The 16,896-nt window shown below is 33.1% G+C and carries 14 protein-coding genes; 9 read left to right on the top strand and 5 right to left on the bottom strand.

Annotated elements, in window-relative coordinates:
- Positions 1-2: 2 nt before the first annotated feature.
- From FHK87_RS15840 to FHK87_RS15830, 3 genes are all read right to left on the bottom strand, one after another.
- Positions 3-1,136, bottom strand: a complete 1,134-nt coding sequence (locus FHK87_RS15840; RefSeq protein ID WP_140594742.1) for a glycoside hydrolase family protein — start codon at positions 1,134-1,136, stop codon at positions 3-5.
- A gap of 18 nt (positions 1,137-1,154) precedes the next feature.
- Positions 1,155-2,567 (bottom strand): sulfatase family protein, encoded by a 1,413-nt coding sequence (locus tag FHK87_RS15835; protein WP_317133554.1) that lies wholly within the window; start codon positions 2,565-2,567, stop codon positions 1,155-1,157.
- A gap of 267 nt (positions 2,568-2,834) precedes the next feature.
- The gene (locus tag FHK87_RS15830) at positions 2,835-4,457 is read right to left on the bottom strand and encodes a sulfatase-like hydrolase/transferase (RefSeq protein ID WP_140594741.1); all 1,623 of its coding nucleotides are present in this window, start codon (positions 4,455-4,457) and stop codon (positions 2,835-2,837) included.
- 732 nt (positions 4,458-5,189) lie between these two features.
- Here FHK87_RS15830 and FHK87_RS15825 point away from each other — a divergent pair.
- From FHK87_RS15825 to FHK87_RS15795, 8 genes are all read left to right on the top strand, one after another.
- Positions 5,190-8,441 carry a SusC/RagA family TonB-linked outer membrane protein gene (locus FHK87_RS15825; protein WP_140594740.1) on the top strand — a complete coding sequence of 1,084 codons (3,252 nt, stop codon included), beginning with the start codon at positions 5,190-5,192 and terminating at the stop codon, positions 8,439-8,441.
- An 11-nt stretch (positions 8,442-8,452) separates the two neighbouring features.
- Positions 8,453-9,925 carry a RagB/SusD family nutrient uptake outer membrane protein gene (locus FHK87_RS15820; protein WP_140594739.1) on the top strand — a complete coding sequence of 491 codons (1,473 nt, stop codon included), beginning with the start codon at positions 8,453-8,455 and terminating at the stop codon, positions 9,923-9,925.
- 512 nt (positions 9,926-10,437) lie between these two features.
- Positions 10,438-11,013, top strand: coding sequence for a Crp/Fnr family transcriptional regulator (locus tag FHK87_RS15815; RefSeq protein WP_140594738.1), 576 nt, complete (start codon positions 10,438-10,440; stop codon positions 11,011-11,013).
- Positions 11,014-11,073: 60 nt separating this feature from the next.
- Positions 11,074-11,517, top strand: a complete 444-nt coding sequence (locus FHK87_RS15810; RefSeq protein WP_140594737.1) for a methyltransferase family protein — start codon at positions 11,074-11,076, stop codon at positions 11,515-11,517.
- Positions 11,518-11,675: 158 nt separating this feature from the next.
- Positions 11,676-12,110 (top strand): hypothetical protein, encoded by a 435-nt coding sequence (locus tag FHK87_RS15805; protein ID WP_140594736.1) that lies wholly within the window; start codon positions 11,676-11,678, stop codon positions 12,108-12,110.
- A gap of 139 nt (positions 12,111-12,249) precedes the next feature.
- Positions 12,250-12,870 (top strand): transglycosylase domain-containing protein, encoded by a 621-nt coding sequence (locus FHK87_RS15800; protein ID WP_140594735.1) that lies wholly within the window; start codon positions 12,250-12,252, stop codon positions 12,868-12,870.
- 35 nt (positions 12,871-12,905) lie between these two features.
- Positions 12,906-13,046 carry a hypothetical protein gene (locus tag FHK87_RS26310; RefSeq protein ID WP_226294282.1) on the top strand — a complete coding sequence of 47 codons (141 nt, stop codon included), beginning with the start codon at positions 12,906-12,908 and terminating at the stop codon, positions 13,044-13,046.
- A 70-nt stretch (positions 13,047-13,116) separates the two neighbouring features.
- Positions 13,117-14,013: a ketopantoate reductase C-terminal domain-containing protein gene (locus tag FHK87_RS15795; RefSeq protein WP_140594734.1), complete on the top strand. Its 897-nt coding sequence runs from the start codon at positions 13,117-13,119 to the stop codon at positions 14,011-14,013.
- A gap of 42 nt (positions 14,014-14,055) precedes the next feature.
- On the opposite strand, the gene FHK87_RS15790 is transcribed toward FHK87_RS15795, so the two are convergent.
- Together FHK87_RS15790 and FHK87_RS26305 are read right to left on the bottom strand one after the other, a co-directional pair.
- Positions 14,056-14,280 carry a hypothetical protein gene (locus FHK87_RS15790; RefSeq protein ID WP_140594733.1) on the bottom strand — a complete coding sequence of 75 codons (225 nt, stop codon included), beginning with the start codon at positions 14,278-14,280 and terminating at the stop codon, positions 14,056-14,058.
- A 110-nt stretch (positions 14,281-14,390) separates the two neighbouring features.
- Complete coding sequence (locus FHK87_RS26305; RefSeq protein WP_226294281.1) at positions 14,391-14,543, bottom strand: hypothetical protein; 153 nt, start codon at positions 14,541-14,543, stop codon at positions 14,391-14,393.
- Positions 14,544-15,112: 569 nt separating this feature from the next.
- On the opposite strand from FHK87_RS26305, the gene FHK87_RS15785 reads away from it, so the two are divergent.
- On the top strand, positions 15,113-16,732 hold the full coding sequence (locus FHK87_RS15785; RefSeq protein WP_140594732.1) for a helix-turn-helix domain-containing protein: 1,620 nt from the start codon (positions 15,113-15,115) through the stop codon (positions 16,730-16,732).
- Positions 16,733-16,896 lie beyond the last annotated feature (164 nt).

The following is a 16,896-nucleotide window of genomic DNA, read 5'->3' as shown; positions in this document are numbered from 1 at the left end:
ACTTATTCTTCGTTTTCTATGATTCCTTTCATGTATTTATCAAAAGCAACTCCATCAAAGGGAACAACTACGATTTTACTGGCATGGTTATCACTCCCTCTGTCTTGTCCTTTTTTTACATCTATTACTGAAAATATAAAATGAGTAACATGCCCATTTTCTACATATGCTGTAGGTCTTTCAATAAATTGCCAATCATTGATAGTACCATCGGTATATTTAAAAATTTTGAATTCATCTTTTTTAAAGGCAATTCCTCTGTATTTCCAATCATGTATACCATCTTCAGAAGAAAAATGATATGATGTTTTACTAGGCCAATGGTTATAAACAATGTGATACAAACCACCGCTGTACCAAATGGTAGGGTCTTCATTTTTGGTTTGAGGTAGTTCAGGATATTTTTTATAAATACGGTCTCCCATAATTTTATAAGGTCCAAGGATACCATTCTCGCTAATCATTGGCGCTGTAGAGCGCGCTATAATCATATATCTGCCATCTGGACGCAGCATAACTTTTACATTTGACATATTACCATAGTGTGATTTTTCGGGATTTTGATATCGCGCCAACCCCATACCAAATCCATGAGGGTCTTCTACTTTGATTTGTCCCAAAAGTTTAAAAGGACCATTAGAATGATCCGATACAAAGACTTCACCTGGTGTTAATTCTGAGGTTACAACAGCATAACGCCCATCGTGCATGCGTAACCCAATTACATTGTGTCCTTTACCTTCTTGCCAATCCGGCCACAACAAACCTTTGTCTTTATAAGGGCCCATAATATTGTCTGCTACAGCATGCGTACCTTTAGAACCCTTATGCCACCCATCTCTATGCGAATATTTCTGATCCCATTTACTTGCATAGATATGATATTTCCCCTTGTCATCTTTTACAATCTTACCATCCCAATAGCACCATTGTTTAATAGTAGAATCTTCTAGTCCATTTTTAATATCTCTTGGTAGCACATTATTATTACCCCAAATCCCCTCAAAAATAAGTAGTCCTTGAGGTTTCATAGGTAAAAAAAAATCAACTAGTTGCTGCACATGATCTTGTTGTGCTATTAATGTATTTGATACTAATAAAACACTTGATATTAGAGCGATTTCAATTGATCTCATTTTGTATATTTATTGGTTCTAATCATTCCAGTGAGTAGAAATTACTTCTTGTAAATGAGGGTATTTTTGATCTTCTTCATTGTATTGTTTTCTTTGCTCTTTCAGTTCAGCTTTTAACTTTTGGATAATTTTCGAATATTTAGGATCTGCATACTTATTATCTAGTTCTTCTGGATCGTTTTTTAAATCATAAAATTCCCAAGCGGCCGGCGTTTGGAATTTTGGTAGCCCGTCATTGTTTTTCTTTTTCTTGTTATAATGTAATCCATAGAAGAAAATCAGTTTATATCGCTTTGTTCTAATCCCAAAATGTGCTGGATTAAAGTGACTGTACATGTGCATCCAGTATCTGTAATATGTGGATTGCTTCCAGCCTTTTGGTTCTTTTCCTTTGTTTGCCAAAACATATTTAAAGCTTTCTCCTTGCATATATTCAGGAGTTTTTCCTCCTGCTAAATCTAAAATAGTGGGTGCATAGTCTACGTTATTCACTATGGCTTCTGATGCGCTTCCCGCTTGGATGAGTTTAGGGTAACGTACTAAAAATGGCATTCTTAAAGATTCTTCATACATCCAACGTTTATCTATATAATCATGCTCCCCTAACATAAATCCTTGATCTCCGGTATAAATGACAACCGTATTATCTAATTCTCCTGTTTTCTCTAAATAGTCTAATAATCTCTTGATATTATCATCTACTCCTTTTACACAACGTAAATATCTTTTTAAATAATTTTGATAAACAGTACTTTTATATTCTTTATCTGTCATCTTTTTAGCTGCTTCTCTATTCCCTTTATATATTTGACGACGCTTATAATGCCTTCTTCCAACAGAAGAGCCAATAGTATCTATTAAAGAATTATCAACACCTTTTGTAGCAATAGATCCGTTATTCTTATTATCATACAAACTTGCTGGTTCAGGAATAAATTCATTTTCTAAATAACTATCATACCTGAGTGCGCTATCAAAGCCTGCATGTGGCGCTTTAAAATGATGTAATAATAGAAATGGTTTACTCTTATCCCTTTTATTTTTTAGCCATTCTAAAGATAAATCAGTAATTACATCAGAAGAATGACCTTTATGCTTTCTCCCTTTAATAGTTTCGATTCTTCCTCCATATCTTGGGATATCTACATCATTGGTCTCTCCAATTTCTGTTAAAACAGGATCAAAGTATTTTCCTTGACCAGGTAATATATTGTAGTAATCAAAATTTTCAGGTATTTTTTTCAAGTGCCATTTTCCTATTACTGCTGTTTGATATCCAAGTTTTTTCATTTCTATAGGTAAGTACTGTCTTTCTACTTTTAAAGGAATATGTAAGTCTAAAACCCCATTGGTTTGACTGTACTGCCCTGTAATAATATTAGCCCTACTAGGTGTACAAATAGAGTTGGTACAAAAGGCATTTTTAAAAATGATTCCTTCTTTTCCTATTCTATCAATATTAGGAGTTGGATTGAGATGTGCTAAACGACTCCCATTGCCTGACTCGTATGATCGTCAGACATAATAAATAAGATATTAGGCTTTTCTGAGTTTTGAGCAAACGTGATTGTACATATTAAAAAATGAATAATTTTTTTCATACTTATAAGATGTTTTTTACTACCATCCTTCCCTATTTTTGGGAATGAATGCTTTTGAAGTATTTGCTATATTTCTATACTCTGAATTAATATTATTCTATTTGGTCAAAATGTTATCTATAAGTTTTTGAATTTTTGGATTGTTATCTTTAGCCAAAACCATGTAATTTTTAACATCTTTAGCTAACTTTTTTGCAATGGTTGTGTATTTTGGATCATCAATAAAATTTACACGTTCTGACGAATCTGCTTCAATATCAAATAACCAAGGTTTCTCTTTTGCTGCCAGATGTAACTTATAATGCTCTGTAATCGCTGCGTAATGACCTAAACGAGTATAGGTTATATCTTTCCAATCTGCAGGTCTTGACCCATTTAAAATCGGTGAAATGTCCCGACCTGCTACTTTTGGGCAATCTACATTTAAGAGACTCAAAAATGTAGGCATCCAATCGGTATTATTTGCTGCAAGATTCACCACTTTATTTCGAGGTATCAAAGGGTTTTTTCCGGTTTCCCCTTGTGTAATGATACAAGGGATTTTAGCTGAAGCTTCATGAATTGTCCCTTTATTAGAACGGGCATGTTCTCCTAGCAAATCACCATGATCAGACGAAAACATAATAATGGTATTTTCAAAAATACCTTCGTCTTTTAATTTTTTAATGATACGTCCAATATTATCATCAATCAGTTTTACCATTCCCAAATATTGACGTACATCTCTTTTTAGGCGTTTCTTATCATCTGATTTACCATCTGGTTTCTGCCATTTAGGTAATTTTTCCTCTCGTTGTGCTTGTGCCTGTGTATAGGTTTTGGGTAAATGAATCTCTACCTCATCAAATAAAGTATCATAAGGTGCTCTTACTTCATTTGGTGTATGGGGGTCTGGGATACTTACAACATAAAAAAATGATTTTTCTTTATGAGCATCAATAAATTCAACTGTTTTATCCGTTAACCAATCTGTAGTAAATTTTACGTTATCTGATTTGCCATCTGTATACAACGGTTGTCCATATTTATCATTTCTTCCCAGAGGTTTAATAGCTTTATGGTTGGCTTTGTAGGGATTACCATTAGCATCAACACCAATCCATTTATCGTGTCCACCATTAAACATGAACCGCTTATCTTGAAAACCATAAGTATCGTTTGGATTGTCTATTGGATAAGGTGACCACCAGTTTTTATCTTTATCAAGGCCTCGATCAGTTCTACTTTCAGATAAATGCCATTTTCCTGAATAACCTGTAATATAACCTGCATCGCTCAATACATCTGCAATGGTAGTAACATTTGATTTCAAATATTTGCCGTCTCCTTTCTTATTAGAATTATTTGGAATACCCAATGTCATAGGATACATTCCTGTCATCATCGATGCACGTGAAGCTGTACAAACAGCTGCGCTACAATACATACGGTTAAAGATAACGCCACTTCTAGCCATTTTATCTAAATTTGGAGTCTCTACATAAGCTTTATCTCCCCAAACAAAAGCTTGATCTTTTGGCAATTGATCTCTATATGCTCCTATAGTTCTGAAGTTGTGTTCATCAGTAATAATCCAAATAACATTAGCTTTGTCATTTTCAGGTTTATTTATCTGTTTTGCTTCTTTTGTGTTAGCACATGAAAAAAATGATATAACTAGTATCAGATAAACTAAAATTTTGAAATAAACTTTTGTACTCAAACTCTCGATTTTTTTCATGTTTTACTATATTAAAATTATCTTTAACTTCTTATTAAATAATAAACTGTCAATCTTCAAGAACAGACAAAAGTTTAAAAAACTGATTTTTCTTTACTAGTGCCACGTATTATAATAATCAGAATTGATATCACTCGAAAATTAACTTAAAGTAGAAGATTAAAAGTATTGCTCTGTTCATATATTGTATTCACTAGTAATATTAGTATTCGTTTTCATCATTAAAAACAATTTCCTTCTTCATTATGATACTGAACTTATCTTGAATACTTATTATATCGAATGTGAATATCATAAAACCAATCTATTTCTTGCGATTGCTCTTAAGCACTAAAAGCAAGAAAAAAAAAATCTACTTCACAGGAATTTGCAGCAATCATCTGGCCATCTGAATAAGTTAGATTTTTATGCTCTTTTATGCCCCATTCCTTTTTAGAAGGTTATCAACAAAAAATAAATTGATATAACTTTGTTTTGGAGCATCCTGAGTTGTTTTTTGAGATTTTATAACTCAAACTCACACACTCATTCCGCTTCTCTCTTTTTGGAAACTCAGGTTAATTCTATAGATAAAAAAACCGATTACCAAGATTTTCGAAAGGAAAATTTAATGTATGGAAAGACACATAAAATAAACGGTTAGATACATTCATATTTTATTGTCTATATAGATTTGAGGCACGATTGATTAGAATAGTGGATAAATGAATTATCAACCAGAATGAAATTATTATGAAAAATTTAGCCCGCAAGTGGGAGAAGGAACGGAATCCTGTTAGATTAAGTTCAAATATTAAATTGGCGGTATTTCTCTTTTTTGCTTTCCTACTTCAGATTCAGGCAACTGTTCCTTCAGAAATTGAAACAATTATACTAAAAAAGGATAGTTTCAATCATGAAAAACTATACAAAACCGCTCAATCTCGAGTTGAATTTAATTTATTTGACAAAGATTCAGGCTCAAAGTACAATATATATGAGGATAAATTTGAGTCACAATCACCAAATCCCCAACAGATAATAACCGGGACCATATCAGACGAGCAAGGGCCCATACCAGGTGTCAACATTCTGGTAAAGGGAACCTCAAGGGGTACTCAGTCAGATTTTGACGGTAATTACAGTATTCAAGTTTTACCAAGTGAAACTCTTGTAGTATCTTATATAGGATATGTCACACAAAATATTCAAGTTGGTAATCAAACTGTTATCAATGTATTGCTTCAAACCGATCAACAACAACTGGACGAAGTCGTAGTCGTCGGTTATGGTACTGTAAAAAAATCGGATTTAACCGGATCTGTTTCTTCGGTTAGAACCGAAGAAATCAACAAAACCCAAGTACCATCATTAGCACAGGCAGTACAAGGAAGGGTCGCAGGAGTGTCCGTTTCAAAAACTTCAGGACAACCTGGTTCAACCCCTACTGTAAGGATAAGGGGTGTCGGAACGGTGAATAATGCTGATCCTTTGTACATCGTAGATGGAGTGCCAATCGATGATATAAATAATATTAATTTTGCAGATGCAGAATCTGTTGAAGTACTCAAAGACGCATCTGCAACGGCAATTTATGGCTCAAGAGCAGCAAATGGAGTGGTTTTGATTACTACCAAAAAAGGAAAGAAAGAAAGCGCTCCTTTAATTTCATACAGTACTTATTTCGGTTTTGAAGAAAAAATAAATAGCCTAGATGTTTTAAATGCTGAACAATGGGCTACAATAAACAATGAAGGTAGAATCAATGACGGAGAACCTATCAATCCAGATTTGGAAAACCCTTCTTCATTGGAAACCTTTAACTGGCCAGATGCCATTTACAAATCAGGTACGGTAACCAACCATCAAGTGTCCGTCGCAGGTGGTACTGACAAGACTAATTATTACTTTTCTTTTGGCCACTTTGATCAAAAAGGCATTGTGAGAAACACTTCATTTAAGCGTACCAATCTCAGAATCAACAATACCTATCAAATAAAGCCAAAGATTAAATTTGGCCATAATATCCAATATACCAATGCAAAAACGGTAAGTGTTTTGGATGGTGGTAGCAATTCCAATCAGAAAACAGCTTTTGCTGGTTATATCATAGATCCTGTCTCACCAATATTTAATGAAGATGGCACACCTGCAAGACCTTTATTTTCTACTGAAATTCGTAATCCTGTCGGATCTACTATCTATAATCTGAATCCTTCTTCACGGGAAGGTTTTTTAGGCAATCTTTTTGTTAATGTACAACTTTTCAAAAACCTAACTTTTGATTCCAATATTGGGCTTGAGATAAATAACCGGAAAGTAGATAATTTCGAGGAAGAATTTTTCATTTCAGCAGAACAAAATCGCCCAAACAATAGATTTGTAGTAAGCAGGGTGGAGAGAAGAACATTGCTATGGTTCAATACTTTGAACTACCAAAAAACATTTAATGAACGAAACTCACTTTCAGTGCTTCTAGGTCATGAAAGCCAAGAATTAAGCACTAACTCCACAAATGCAACAAGAAGTAATATCCCTGATGGTGTCGAAAACCCTACCCTTGGATCCGGAGCGGTAGAAACAGCTACCAACGGAGGTAATATTTCGGAGTCCAGTTTACTTTCATTTTTTGGTAGGGTTAATTATAATTTTGATCAGCGATACTTAATAACGGCAACATACAGAGCAGATGGATCAAGCCGCTTTGGAACAAACAATAACTTTGCTTATTTTCCTTCATTAGCATTTGCATGGAATTTGCATAATGAAAGCTTTTTCAAAATCAGACCTATCAATCAAATAAAGCTTCGTATTGGCTGGGGAGAGACCGGAAACCAGAATATTCCAAACTCGGCCATATTCAGCACCTTAAGTACCAATAATAACTATGTACTGGGCGTTGATGAATCTCCAGCTATAGGTTTAGGCCCAACCAGACCAGGAAACCCTAATTTGCAATGGGAAACTACCACGACCACAAACTTTGGTATCGATTTGGCTTTCTTTAAAAGTTCCTTTACATTTTCAGCAGATTATTTTATCAAGAAAACATCAGACTTATTATTGGAGACTCCAATACAAAGACTTAGTGGTTTTTCCGAAAATCCTACCGTAAACGCAGGAGAGATCGAAAATAAAGGTTTGGAACTTGTGGCTAACTTCAAGAAAAAAATAGGTGACTTCAGTTTTAGCTTAGGAGGTAATATAACATTTGTTGACAATGTTGTGGTTAGCTTAGCTGACGAAGGTAGTGTTATTACTGCTGGAAGGGGTGGCAATGGATTTGTAGACCTAAGCAGAACGGAGGCAGGACAACCTTTGGCCTCGTTTTTCGGACTGGAGATGATTGGAATTTTTCAAGATGAAAACGAAATAGAAAATAATGCAAGTTTACAGGGCAATCAACCTGGCGATGTTAGATATAGGGATGTGAATGGAGATGGTGAAATCAATGATGATGACCGAACAATTATTGGTTCTCCATTACCTGATTTCACTTACGGAATTAACTTGGATATGGCTTATAAACAATTTGATTTATCTGTATTTTTCCAAGGTTCGCAAGGAAACGATATTTTTAACGCAACAGGGTGGATGCTGGAAGGGTTTCTGGATTCCAACTTAAGCACTGAATTTTTGAACCGATGGACAGGACCCGGAACTTCCAATACGTTTCCCAGGGCAACCTTTGATGGATTTCCAAATAACAATTTAGCTTCAAGCAGGTTTGTTGAGGATGGGTCTTATCTAAGGTTGAAAAACATACAGTTGGGCTATACATTGCCAGAAAATGCTCTTGAAAAAACATTTATTTCAAATATACGTTTTTATATTGCTGGACAGAACCTGCTAACATTTACTGACTATAGTGGTTTGGACCCAGAACTAGGTATAGACAATACTCAGACCCAAGACGGTAATAGAACTACATTGGATATCGGTATCGATAGAGGAAGATTCCCCTCTGCAAGAACAATATCATTGGGATTAGATGTTAATTTTTAAAAAATTAAAGGATGACAACATTAAATAAAAATATAAAAAGAGTAAAATATTACCTTTGTGTTATATTGGTTGTATTCGCATCATCCTGTGATGACGAACTGGAACCACAAAATTTCGGGGAGCCTGTTTCTGAAGATTTTTACACCACACCACAACAAGCAGAACAGGCCCTTATATCAGTATATTCATCCCTTCGTGTGTTATATGGAAGTAATTTTTGGGGTACAATGGGAACGGATATTATTTTTGGTGAGATTGGAACTGATGACTTTATAAAAGGAGGAAGAACAGCATCAAACAATGCACCTCTCTTGGAAAGAGAAACCTATGCTTATACTACTTCCAGCCCCATTTTTGAGGAATTATGGAGCTTAAACTATGAAGGTATTTTATTTGCTAATTTGGTCTTGACAAATGTCCCCAATATCGAGTTTGAAGACACAGACAGACAACAGGAAATTTTGGCAGAAGCCAGTTTTCTACGCGCCTTGTATTATTTTGACCTCGTTAATTCATTTGGAGGAGTGCCTCTTGTTACGAAACCTTTGGAAATATCCGATTTTAATCAACCAAGAGCTTCTAGCGAAGCTATATATAAATTGATAGAATCAGATTTGCAGTTTGCCATAGATAACCTACCCTCACGATTTGATAGAGGAGTTGATTTCCAAGGGCGTGCAGACAAAGGAGCCGCCTTAGCTTTGATGATGCGAGTATTATTGTACCAAAATAAAAATGATCAGATTAGATCTTTTGGCGATCAACTATTTGCGTTGAATTATTCATTAACACCAGACTATAGTACTATTTTTCAACCCGAAGGGGAATGGAACTCTGGATCGATCTTTGAAGTTAACTTCGTCACGGATGCCAATATTTTAGGAACAGGAATTCCAAGAAGGGTAAATCCAAACAACAACAGAGGCGGAGGTTTTGTTCAAGCAACAGAAGATTTAAGAAATGAATACGAGCCAAACGACCCTAGGCTTGACGCAACACTTTTCTTTAATGATAGTCCTTTTGGCACAGATTGGTACGTAAGAAAATATGCATGGGAACCCTTTACTAATTACCCAAAACCAGATATAGGAGGAAATAACAATAGCGCAAACAATATTCGCCTTATAAGACTTGCCGATGCATATCTGATGTACGCAGAAGCTATACATGCTACCGATCCCACAATGGCAATAGAATTTGTGAACAAAGTGCGAAGGAGAGCCCGTGGGACTGAAGCCAACACCGTTTTACCAGATTTGTCACCATCACTTAACGGTCAGAACTTATTGGAAGCCATTTGGCATGAAAGACGTGTAGAACTTGCTGGAGAGGGATTTAGGTTTCATGACCTGATTCGTACTAACAGAGCAGAGAGTATACTTACTCCTTTAGGTTTTGTAAAAGGCACAAACGAAGTGGTTCCGCTACCTGCTACGCAGGTAACATTATCCAAAGGTGTTCTAGAACAAAACTTTGGGTACTAATGGAGTTATCACGCTTATTCGGACAGATATTTAAGACCATTTATATTTAAATAAATATCTTAGAAAAATTGTCCAGACTTCTCTTGCTAACCAAATTTAATTTTTGCTATAGATATGAAAAGACGATATATATAATTTAATCCAAATTATAGAAGAGTTCTATTTCAAATAAAGATTGTTATTAAATTTGAATAAATAAATTTTTACTTTTATAAAACGAAAGGTTTTATCAAAATACCTGAATAGGTTCTAGTTCACAAATCGTCAACATAAAATATAGAATTTAGCATAACCTTTGTAAATACTGATATATCAGTTACAGGTTTGAATCCTACCGAGGTCACTTTTAAGACAAAATTTACCGAACCGAGACATTATTGTCTCGGTTTTTTGTTGGATATTGTTACTTTTAGATTCACAAGTGTAGCATTATTAAGGTAACTATATTTCTTAATATTAGGATATATAGTTACCTTAGTGACTATATAACATTGTTGGCGATAATTTGAAAAATGACAGAAGAACTAATAAATTCAATAAGACAATTAACCGGTTTGACGGAATCAGAAATTATGGAATTTATTAGCATTTCTAAAGCCAGAGACTTTCAAGCTAAATCATATTTTATTAGGGAAGGACAAATTCCAAACGAATTGGGTTTTGTACTTACAGGATTATTTCGGTATGTCTATATTTCTGACGAGGGAAAAGAGTTAACCAAAGTATTTATGCCCGAACAAAGTTTTATTAGTTCCTATTCTTCAATGATTTCAAAAAAACCTTCACATTTCTTTATCGAGGCAATTGAGGATTCAAAAGTCTTGACAATATCATACGATTGTTGGGAAAAACTAAGAAAACAAAATCCTAAATGGAATTTACTATTGGTAAAATTGTTAGAAAAGGGCTACTCTGTAAAAGAAAAAAGAGAAAGAGAGTTTTTATTACTTGATGCCGAAAGCAGATATAGAATATTTTTAAACGAATTTCCTAAATTGGAAAGCAGAGTAAAACAACATATGGTAGCATCTTATCTTGGAATAACGCCTATAGCTTTGAGTAGAATCAGGAAAAAGATGCTAGCATAAACCTATGTTAATGCAATCGGTTTGGAATCAAAATACCTTTGATAAATTAAAACTGAAGGTATGAAAAAAATAATTCCACCAATTCTATTCTTATTCTGTATAATCTTAATGGTTACAATAAAAAACTTATTTGTTTTCAAGATAATTTTTCCAAGCCCATTAAATTACATTGGAATACCGCTGATTGTATTGGGACTCATTATGACAGTAATTGTTAGGAAGCGATTTGAAAAAATTGATACTGAAATACATTCGTTTAAAAGTCCGCGAAAACTTGTGACCAATGGACTTTTCAAAATAAGCAGAAATCCTATATATCTCGGATTTACATTAAGCTTATTGGGAGTTTGGGTTCTTTTAGGTACGGTTATACCAATATTGGGATGTTTACTTTTTTTTGTTATGACAAATCACCATTACATTCCATACGAAGAAAAACTTATGGAAAATACTTTTGGGAACGAATACAAGGAATACAAATCAAAAGTTAGACGATGGATTTAAAAACTACCGCCAACAACGTATGTAAAAAATAGCGGTATAAGTGCTTAATCCAAAGTTGATTTCATAAATTTGAGGTCAGTATCAAACCGAAAAATCGGTTTACAAAACGCGCTACTTTTCGTATACCAACCGTTAGCATTAATAATAGAATAAACAATATGTCATTTGATTGGCCAAATCACCCTTTATATGATCAGCTTTGTGAAAAAGCGGCTCTCCTACTGCCAAAATTAGGTTTTCAAAAAATTAAATCTGACGATGGACAAGCCTTATTTATGTCCAAAGAAAAGGTATTGGTTACAATTCAGCATGGAGGATATGACATGCCTTACATTTATATAGGAACTAAGAAAAAAGCTAAACTATTTAGTCCAAATGGTGTGACGGAATATTATTTTGACAAATCAACTCCTATTTGCAAGAAATTTTTGGAACTTAAATCCTTCTACGATTTTGAATTTGAATATGATTTCATAGAAAAATATTATAATGAAATATTAAATATCTTGAGTTCACCAAAACCTTACTTGAATTGGGAAGAGAAAACGGATTATGAAAAAATATCTGAATTGATTAAAAATAATAAAAACTAATGCTAACAACGTGTATAGCTCATTACAACCGAATTCCTTAGCGGAATTCATTGCAGATTTGCTACTTTAGTGTTTCATCGGAATCTTCCTTCGGAAAATTCCGTAACAAGTCATACGCAGAACGTTAGCTATAATTGAAATGAAAAAACGAATTCTAAAACTTTCTAAAATATTGTTCCTTTTAGGAATAATCGCTAGTATAGCTTTGTATATTTTTATTGTCAATTCTTGGAAATTTCATCTAACAGAATCTGAACTTACAGAATTTACCGAAGACATAAAACGAGCTGAAAAATTGCCTGAAAAATTTTACGAACTCTATAATATGGAATTTGACGAATCTCTTGAGAACGGAATAATTAAACAAGAATTCAGATCTCTGATATCTGGAACCTACAAACCCTCGATCAACCTTTGGTCTTCGAGATTCTATTTACATTCAAACAACAAAAAATACTATAAAAATATGTTCTTTACAGCTCATTCACTAGCTCTAAAGATTGAAAATGAAACCACAAAAAAGGAGAATCTAAATTGGGTTATGAACAAAATGGATTTTCTGAATTCACAAAATGGAATTAAATCAGCTTCTAATTTTTATTTTGACAAAGAATTATCTAAACTGAATGACAAGGAATTAGCAACTTTAGTAATTATGTCAAAAAACCCATCTTTATACAATCCAATGAGGAGACCAGAACTTGTTAATCAAAAAGTGGAAAGTTTAATGAACAAAAAGAATATGGCTATAGAGGAATAAACTTAGTACATAATGTTAGTACTAAAGAAGTAGTTTTGGAAATATTAAACCAAGTGATCGAGGCAGGTGCAAAATTATTAAAGGAAGGCAAAGAAGCTGATTGGGGTGGATTTCATGGGTGTTTTGAGACCCCAGACGGTCATATCTGGGAGGGTACTTATAACCCATTTATGTGAGTCAGCCCAAAAGAACTAGATGAAAACTAAAAAGATAAATACAAACTCTTTTGAAGGATACAAATAGCTAATGGGTTTTAAAAGAACAAAAGTCGGAATATTGGGTATAGGTGCTATAGGTAGTGCTATTTCCTGCCTATTAAAAGCAAATACATCGCTCGACCTACACTTTTATAATCGAACCCCAAAAGGTACCATAAAGGTTCTATATAATGGTATCGAAAATGAAATCTTGGTAGATGACATAAACAATTACAATCAAGAATTAGATTGGTTGATAATATGTCTAAAAGAACATCAATACAATAGTGCTACCAGTACACTATTAAAATTGGTAAGGCCACACACTAAACTGGTTTCTATTAGAAATGGCTTATATCATAAAGAACCCTTGTTGGAATATACAAAGGAAGAAAACATTTTAGAATGTATCATAGATTGTCCTACACAGCAAAAACAAGATGATATTTATCAAATATTGAGAAAACCAATTCTAACAGTGCCTGAGAGCAGATTAGCCAGAGATTTTGAAAACCTTTTCCAAGGAGAAAATGCTACGATTAAACAAACCTTTGATTTTAAAACAGCATGTTGGAAAAAAGTATGTGAGAGTGCTACACTTGGCGCAATTCTATGTTTAAGTGGTGAAACCTGTTGGGTTTTTCAAGATGACGAATTGCTCGAATTATATAAAACAGCCTTAAAAGAATCTATACAAGTAGCTATAGCAGACGGAGCTAAAATAGAAGTCGATTTTATTGATAAAATGATTGCTAAACTGTTATCGTACCCTCCAGAAAAGTCTAGTTCAATGCTCACAGATAGACTCAATGGAAAACCAATAGAACTTGATGCCAAAAATGGAGTCATAGTAGAACGAGGCAAACAAAATTGTATAGCAACGCCAATTAATGATTTGTTTGTCAAGCTGCTTAAAAAAACTAATAAAAAATACTTCATACTATAATTGATATAGCTGCAACCCCTTGTCATAGAGGGAGTAACCTCTCTATAACAAGGGGTCAAGACCGCACAAAGGTAGTTCGAGACCGTACTTTGGTTCTTTTTTCCCATATTTTATTGCTTCAAAGCCATCGATTCTTCCTTTTTTCTGATCATTTACGGCTTCGAGGGCGTATATTGACGGATATTTTTGATAATTTTTGGGGTATCGACCCAAAAAAAGGTGGTTCGAACTACCTTTGCGCGGTCTGGAAGTACTTTTGTGACGCACCGAACTACCTATATGATAGTTCGAAGGATCAAAGTAAGGGTTGCAACTACCTCTTTATGACTCAAAAGTACTTTTATGAAGAGTGCAACTACCTTTGCTTGGGGTATTGCCTACTTCGCTGAATCGTCATCAGTAGCAGTATCACTATTTACAATGAACTCATTTATTAGATTGATGATAGGAAGAACAATATCATCATCAGAATTACTCCCCAACAAAGCGATTACTAAAAACAGCAGGATTGTTTTGATTTGATTTTTCACTTTAATTTTCTTTAAAAATTAACAGCGATAAATCTATCTAGCCACTTTGGTAAAAAACTTAAACTGGTTTAAGAATCGAGCGAAGGAATGTTAAAACTGAATATTGGTGTTTTGCTAACAAAAAGTGTAATCTTTACTACTAAACTATTTTAAAAATTATATGATGATATTTTTATCCCTAAATACCAAAAAAACAAGCAATTAATTACTACCTAAGAATTACGTATACAAAGAGTTAAAATGGTTTCGGAACCCTACATGTATTCATCACACAATATTATTCTTAACTACTACTCCTATGCTGCTTTGTGCAAAAAATAAATTTAACATTTACTTTTTTATTATTAACATAAAAATCAGTCACTTAAATTCTTTTTATTTCGAACTTACTCTTGTTAAATCATATCTTTTTCTATTTTGAAATCGCTTGATTTTGAAGCATTAAAAACTTGAGTCCTTTTAAGAATCAAAAACTGTAAGGACAATAATTGAAAACAGTATATTCAATTTAGTAAGGGCGTGTTAGAAAATAAAATGATTAATTTACGAATATTTTAAAATCATTTTTAATGTTAAAGCTGATAGTGTCTTTTTTTATATTTCTATTTTTTATATTTTCTATTCAATCACAAGAAATAGTAAATATTGATAATAATACTCATATTCTAAAGGCTAAAGCATTAACAGATTCCCAATGGAAATATTATCAATTAGGTGATTATAAAAATTTTAAATTATATACAGACTCGATATTATCTCACGCAAAGAAGCACAATTTAAAAACTTATGAAATTGATGCTATTATTAGATTAGGTGTGTACTATCAAAAAATTGATGAATATGATACATCAATGAATTATTACTCTAAGGCATTTGAGCTTTCTAAAAATATTCCTGAAAATTATAAGAAAAGAACAATTATTTTAATTAATCTTGGAAACTTACAAAATATAATAGGGTACCATGATAAAGCTAGAACCGCCTTTGAAGAAGCTCAACATTATATAAACGAATTTAATGGTCCTGATGTTTATAAAATGGCTGTTTATACTGGACTCTCTGAATCGTTTTCTGCTAATAAAGATTTTAAGACAGCGCTACTGTATCTAGAAAAAGCAAAACATATTGGAGAGAAATTAAAGCGAGATGATATTATTATTAATGCTTTAAATAGTATGGCAGAGAATTATCTTCTGCTAAATGAATTTGATCAAGCATTGACCCATAGTAAAAAGGCAGAGTCTTTATATACAAAAGAACAATCTATCGAACGTCGTTCTTTAAGTCTTTACCTCATAGGAGCATCATTGGTAGGTTTGAATCGTTTTGATGAAGCTGCTAAACCACTGCAGATGGCTCAGGGCATCTCTTTTACTAATGATTTTCTAAAAATCCAAATGAATACGCATAAACAACTTGCAAAAGTATTTGAAGCGCAAGGAAATTTAGAAAAAGCAAACATGCAGCAAAAAGGGTATATAAACACTCAAAAAAAATATTTATCAAGCCTATCTAAAGCTAAAAGGTTACAAGTAGAACAAAGCCTTAAAAACACAGAAAAACGTCTTAAAGAAGAAAGCATTTTTAAGTGGTCTTCTATTATACTTGGTATATTTATAGTTATTGCTTTAATCAGTATATTATTAGTGATCGTAAAAAAGAAAAGACAGGCAGAATTACAAGCTAATCAATTAAAAGAAAATCAAATTTTATTACAAGATGAAAACGAAGTTCTTAAAACAAAAATTTTAAAATTAGTACAACAAAAGTCTAGTAAGACAAAAACCAACAGTACAAAACTAGGAGCTAAAAAATCAATATTAAATCAAGAAGAAAAAAATAAATATGTACAAAAAATCTTAGATTATATGGAAAAAGAACAACCGTTTTTGGACCACGAAATTAAGCAACTAGATATTGCTAAGAATCTAAACATGAGTACTCATCTTTTTTCTGAAATTTTAAACTCTTGTTTTCAAAGAAACTTTAATACCTTCATAAATCTTTACAGGGTAGATAAAGCAAAACAACTTATTAAAAACCCAGCATATTCTCACTACAAAATTTTAGCTATCGGTTACGAATCTGGATTTGCCAGTAAAACATCATTCAATCGATTATTCAAACAATCGGTGGGACAAACACCATCAGAGTATCGTCAGAAACATTTAGAACTCATCAATGCTTAAAAAGGATTCTAACTCTTAAAATCCAAAATTTTATAACTACTCCTCTATTAGTTAGTTTTTAGAGATTATCAATACTTCAAACAGTAAACATTAACTATGTGTTTATAGGTTTCAACTTATAAGTTGAAACGTTTTTACCCTGTAAAGCATCTATTTTTGAGGCT

Source organism: Aquimarina algicola, assembly GCF_006443095.1.
In the GTDB taxonomy this organism is placed as follows: Bacteria; Bacteroidota; Bacteroidia; order Flavobacteriales; family Flavobacteriaceae; genus Aquimarina; species Aquimarina algicola.
Note: the sequence above shows the minus strand (reverse complement) of the source record. Positions and strands in the feature narration are given on the sequence as shown.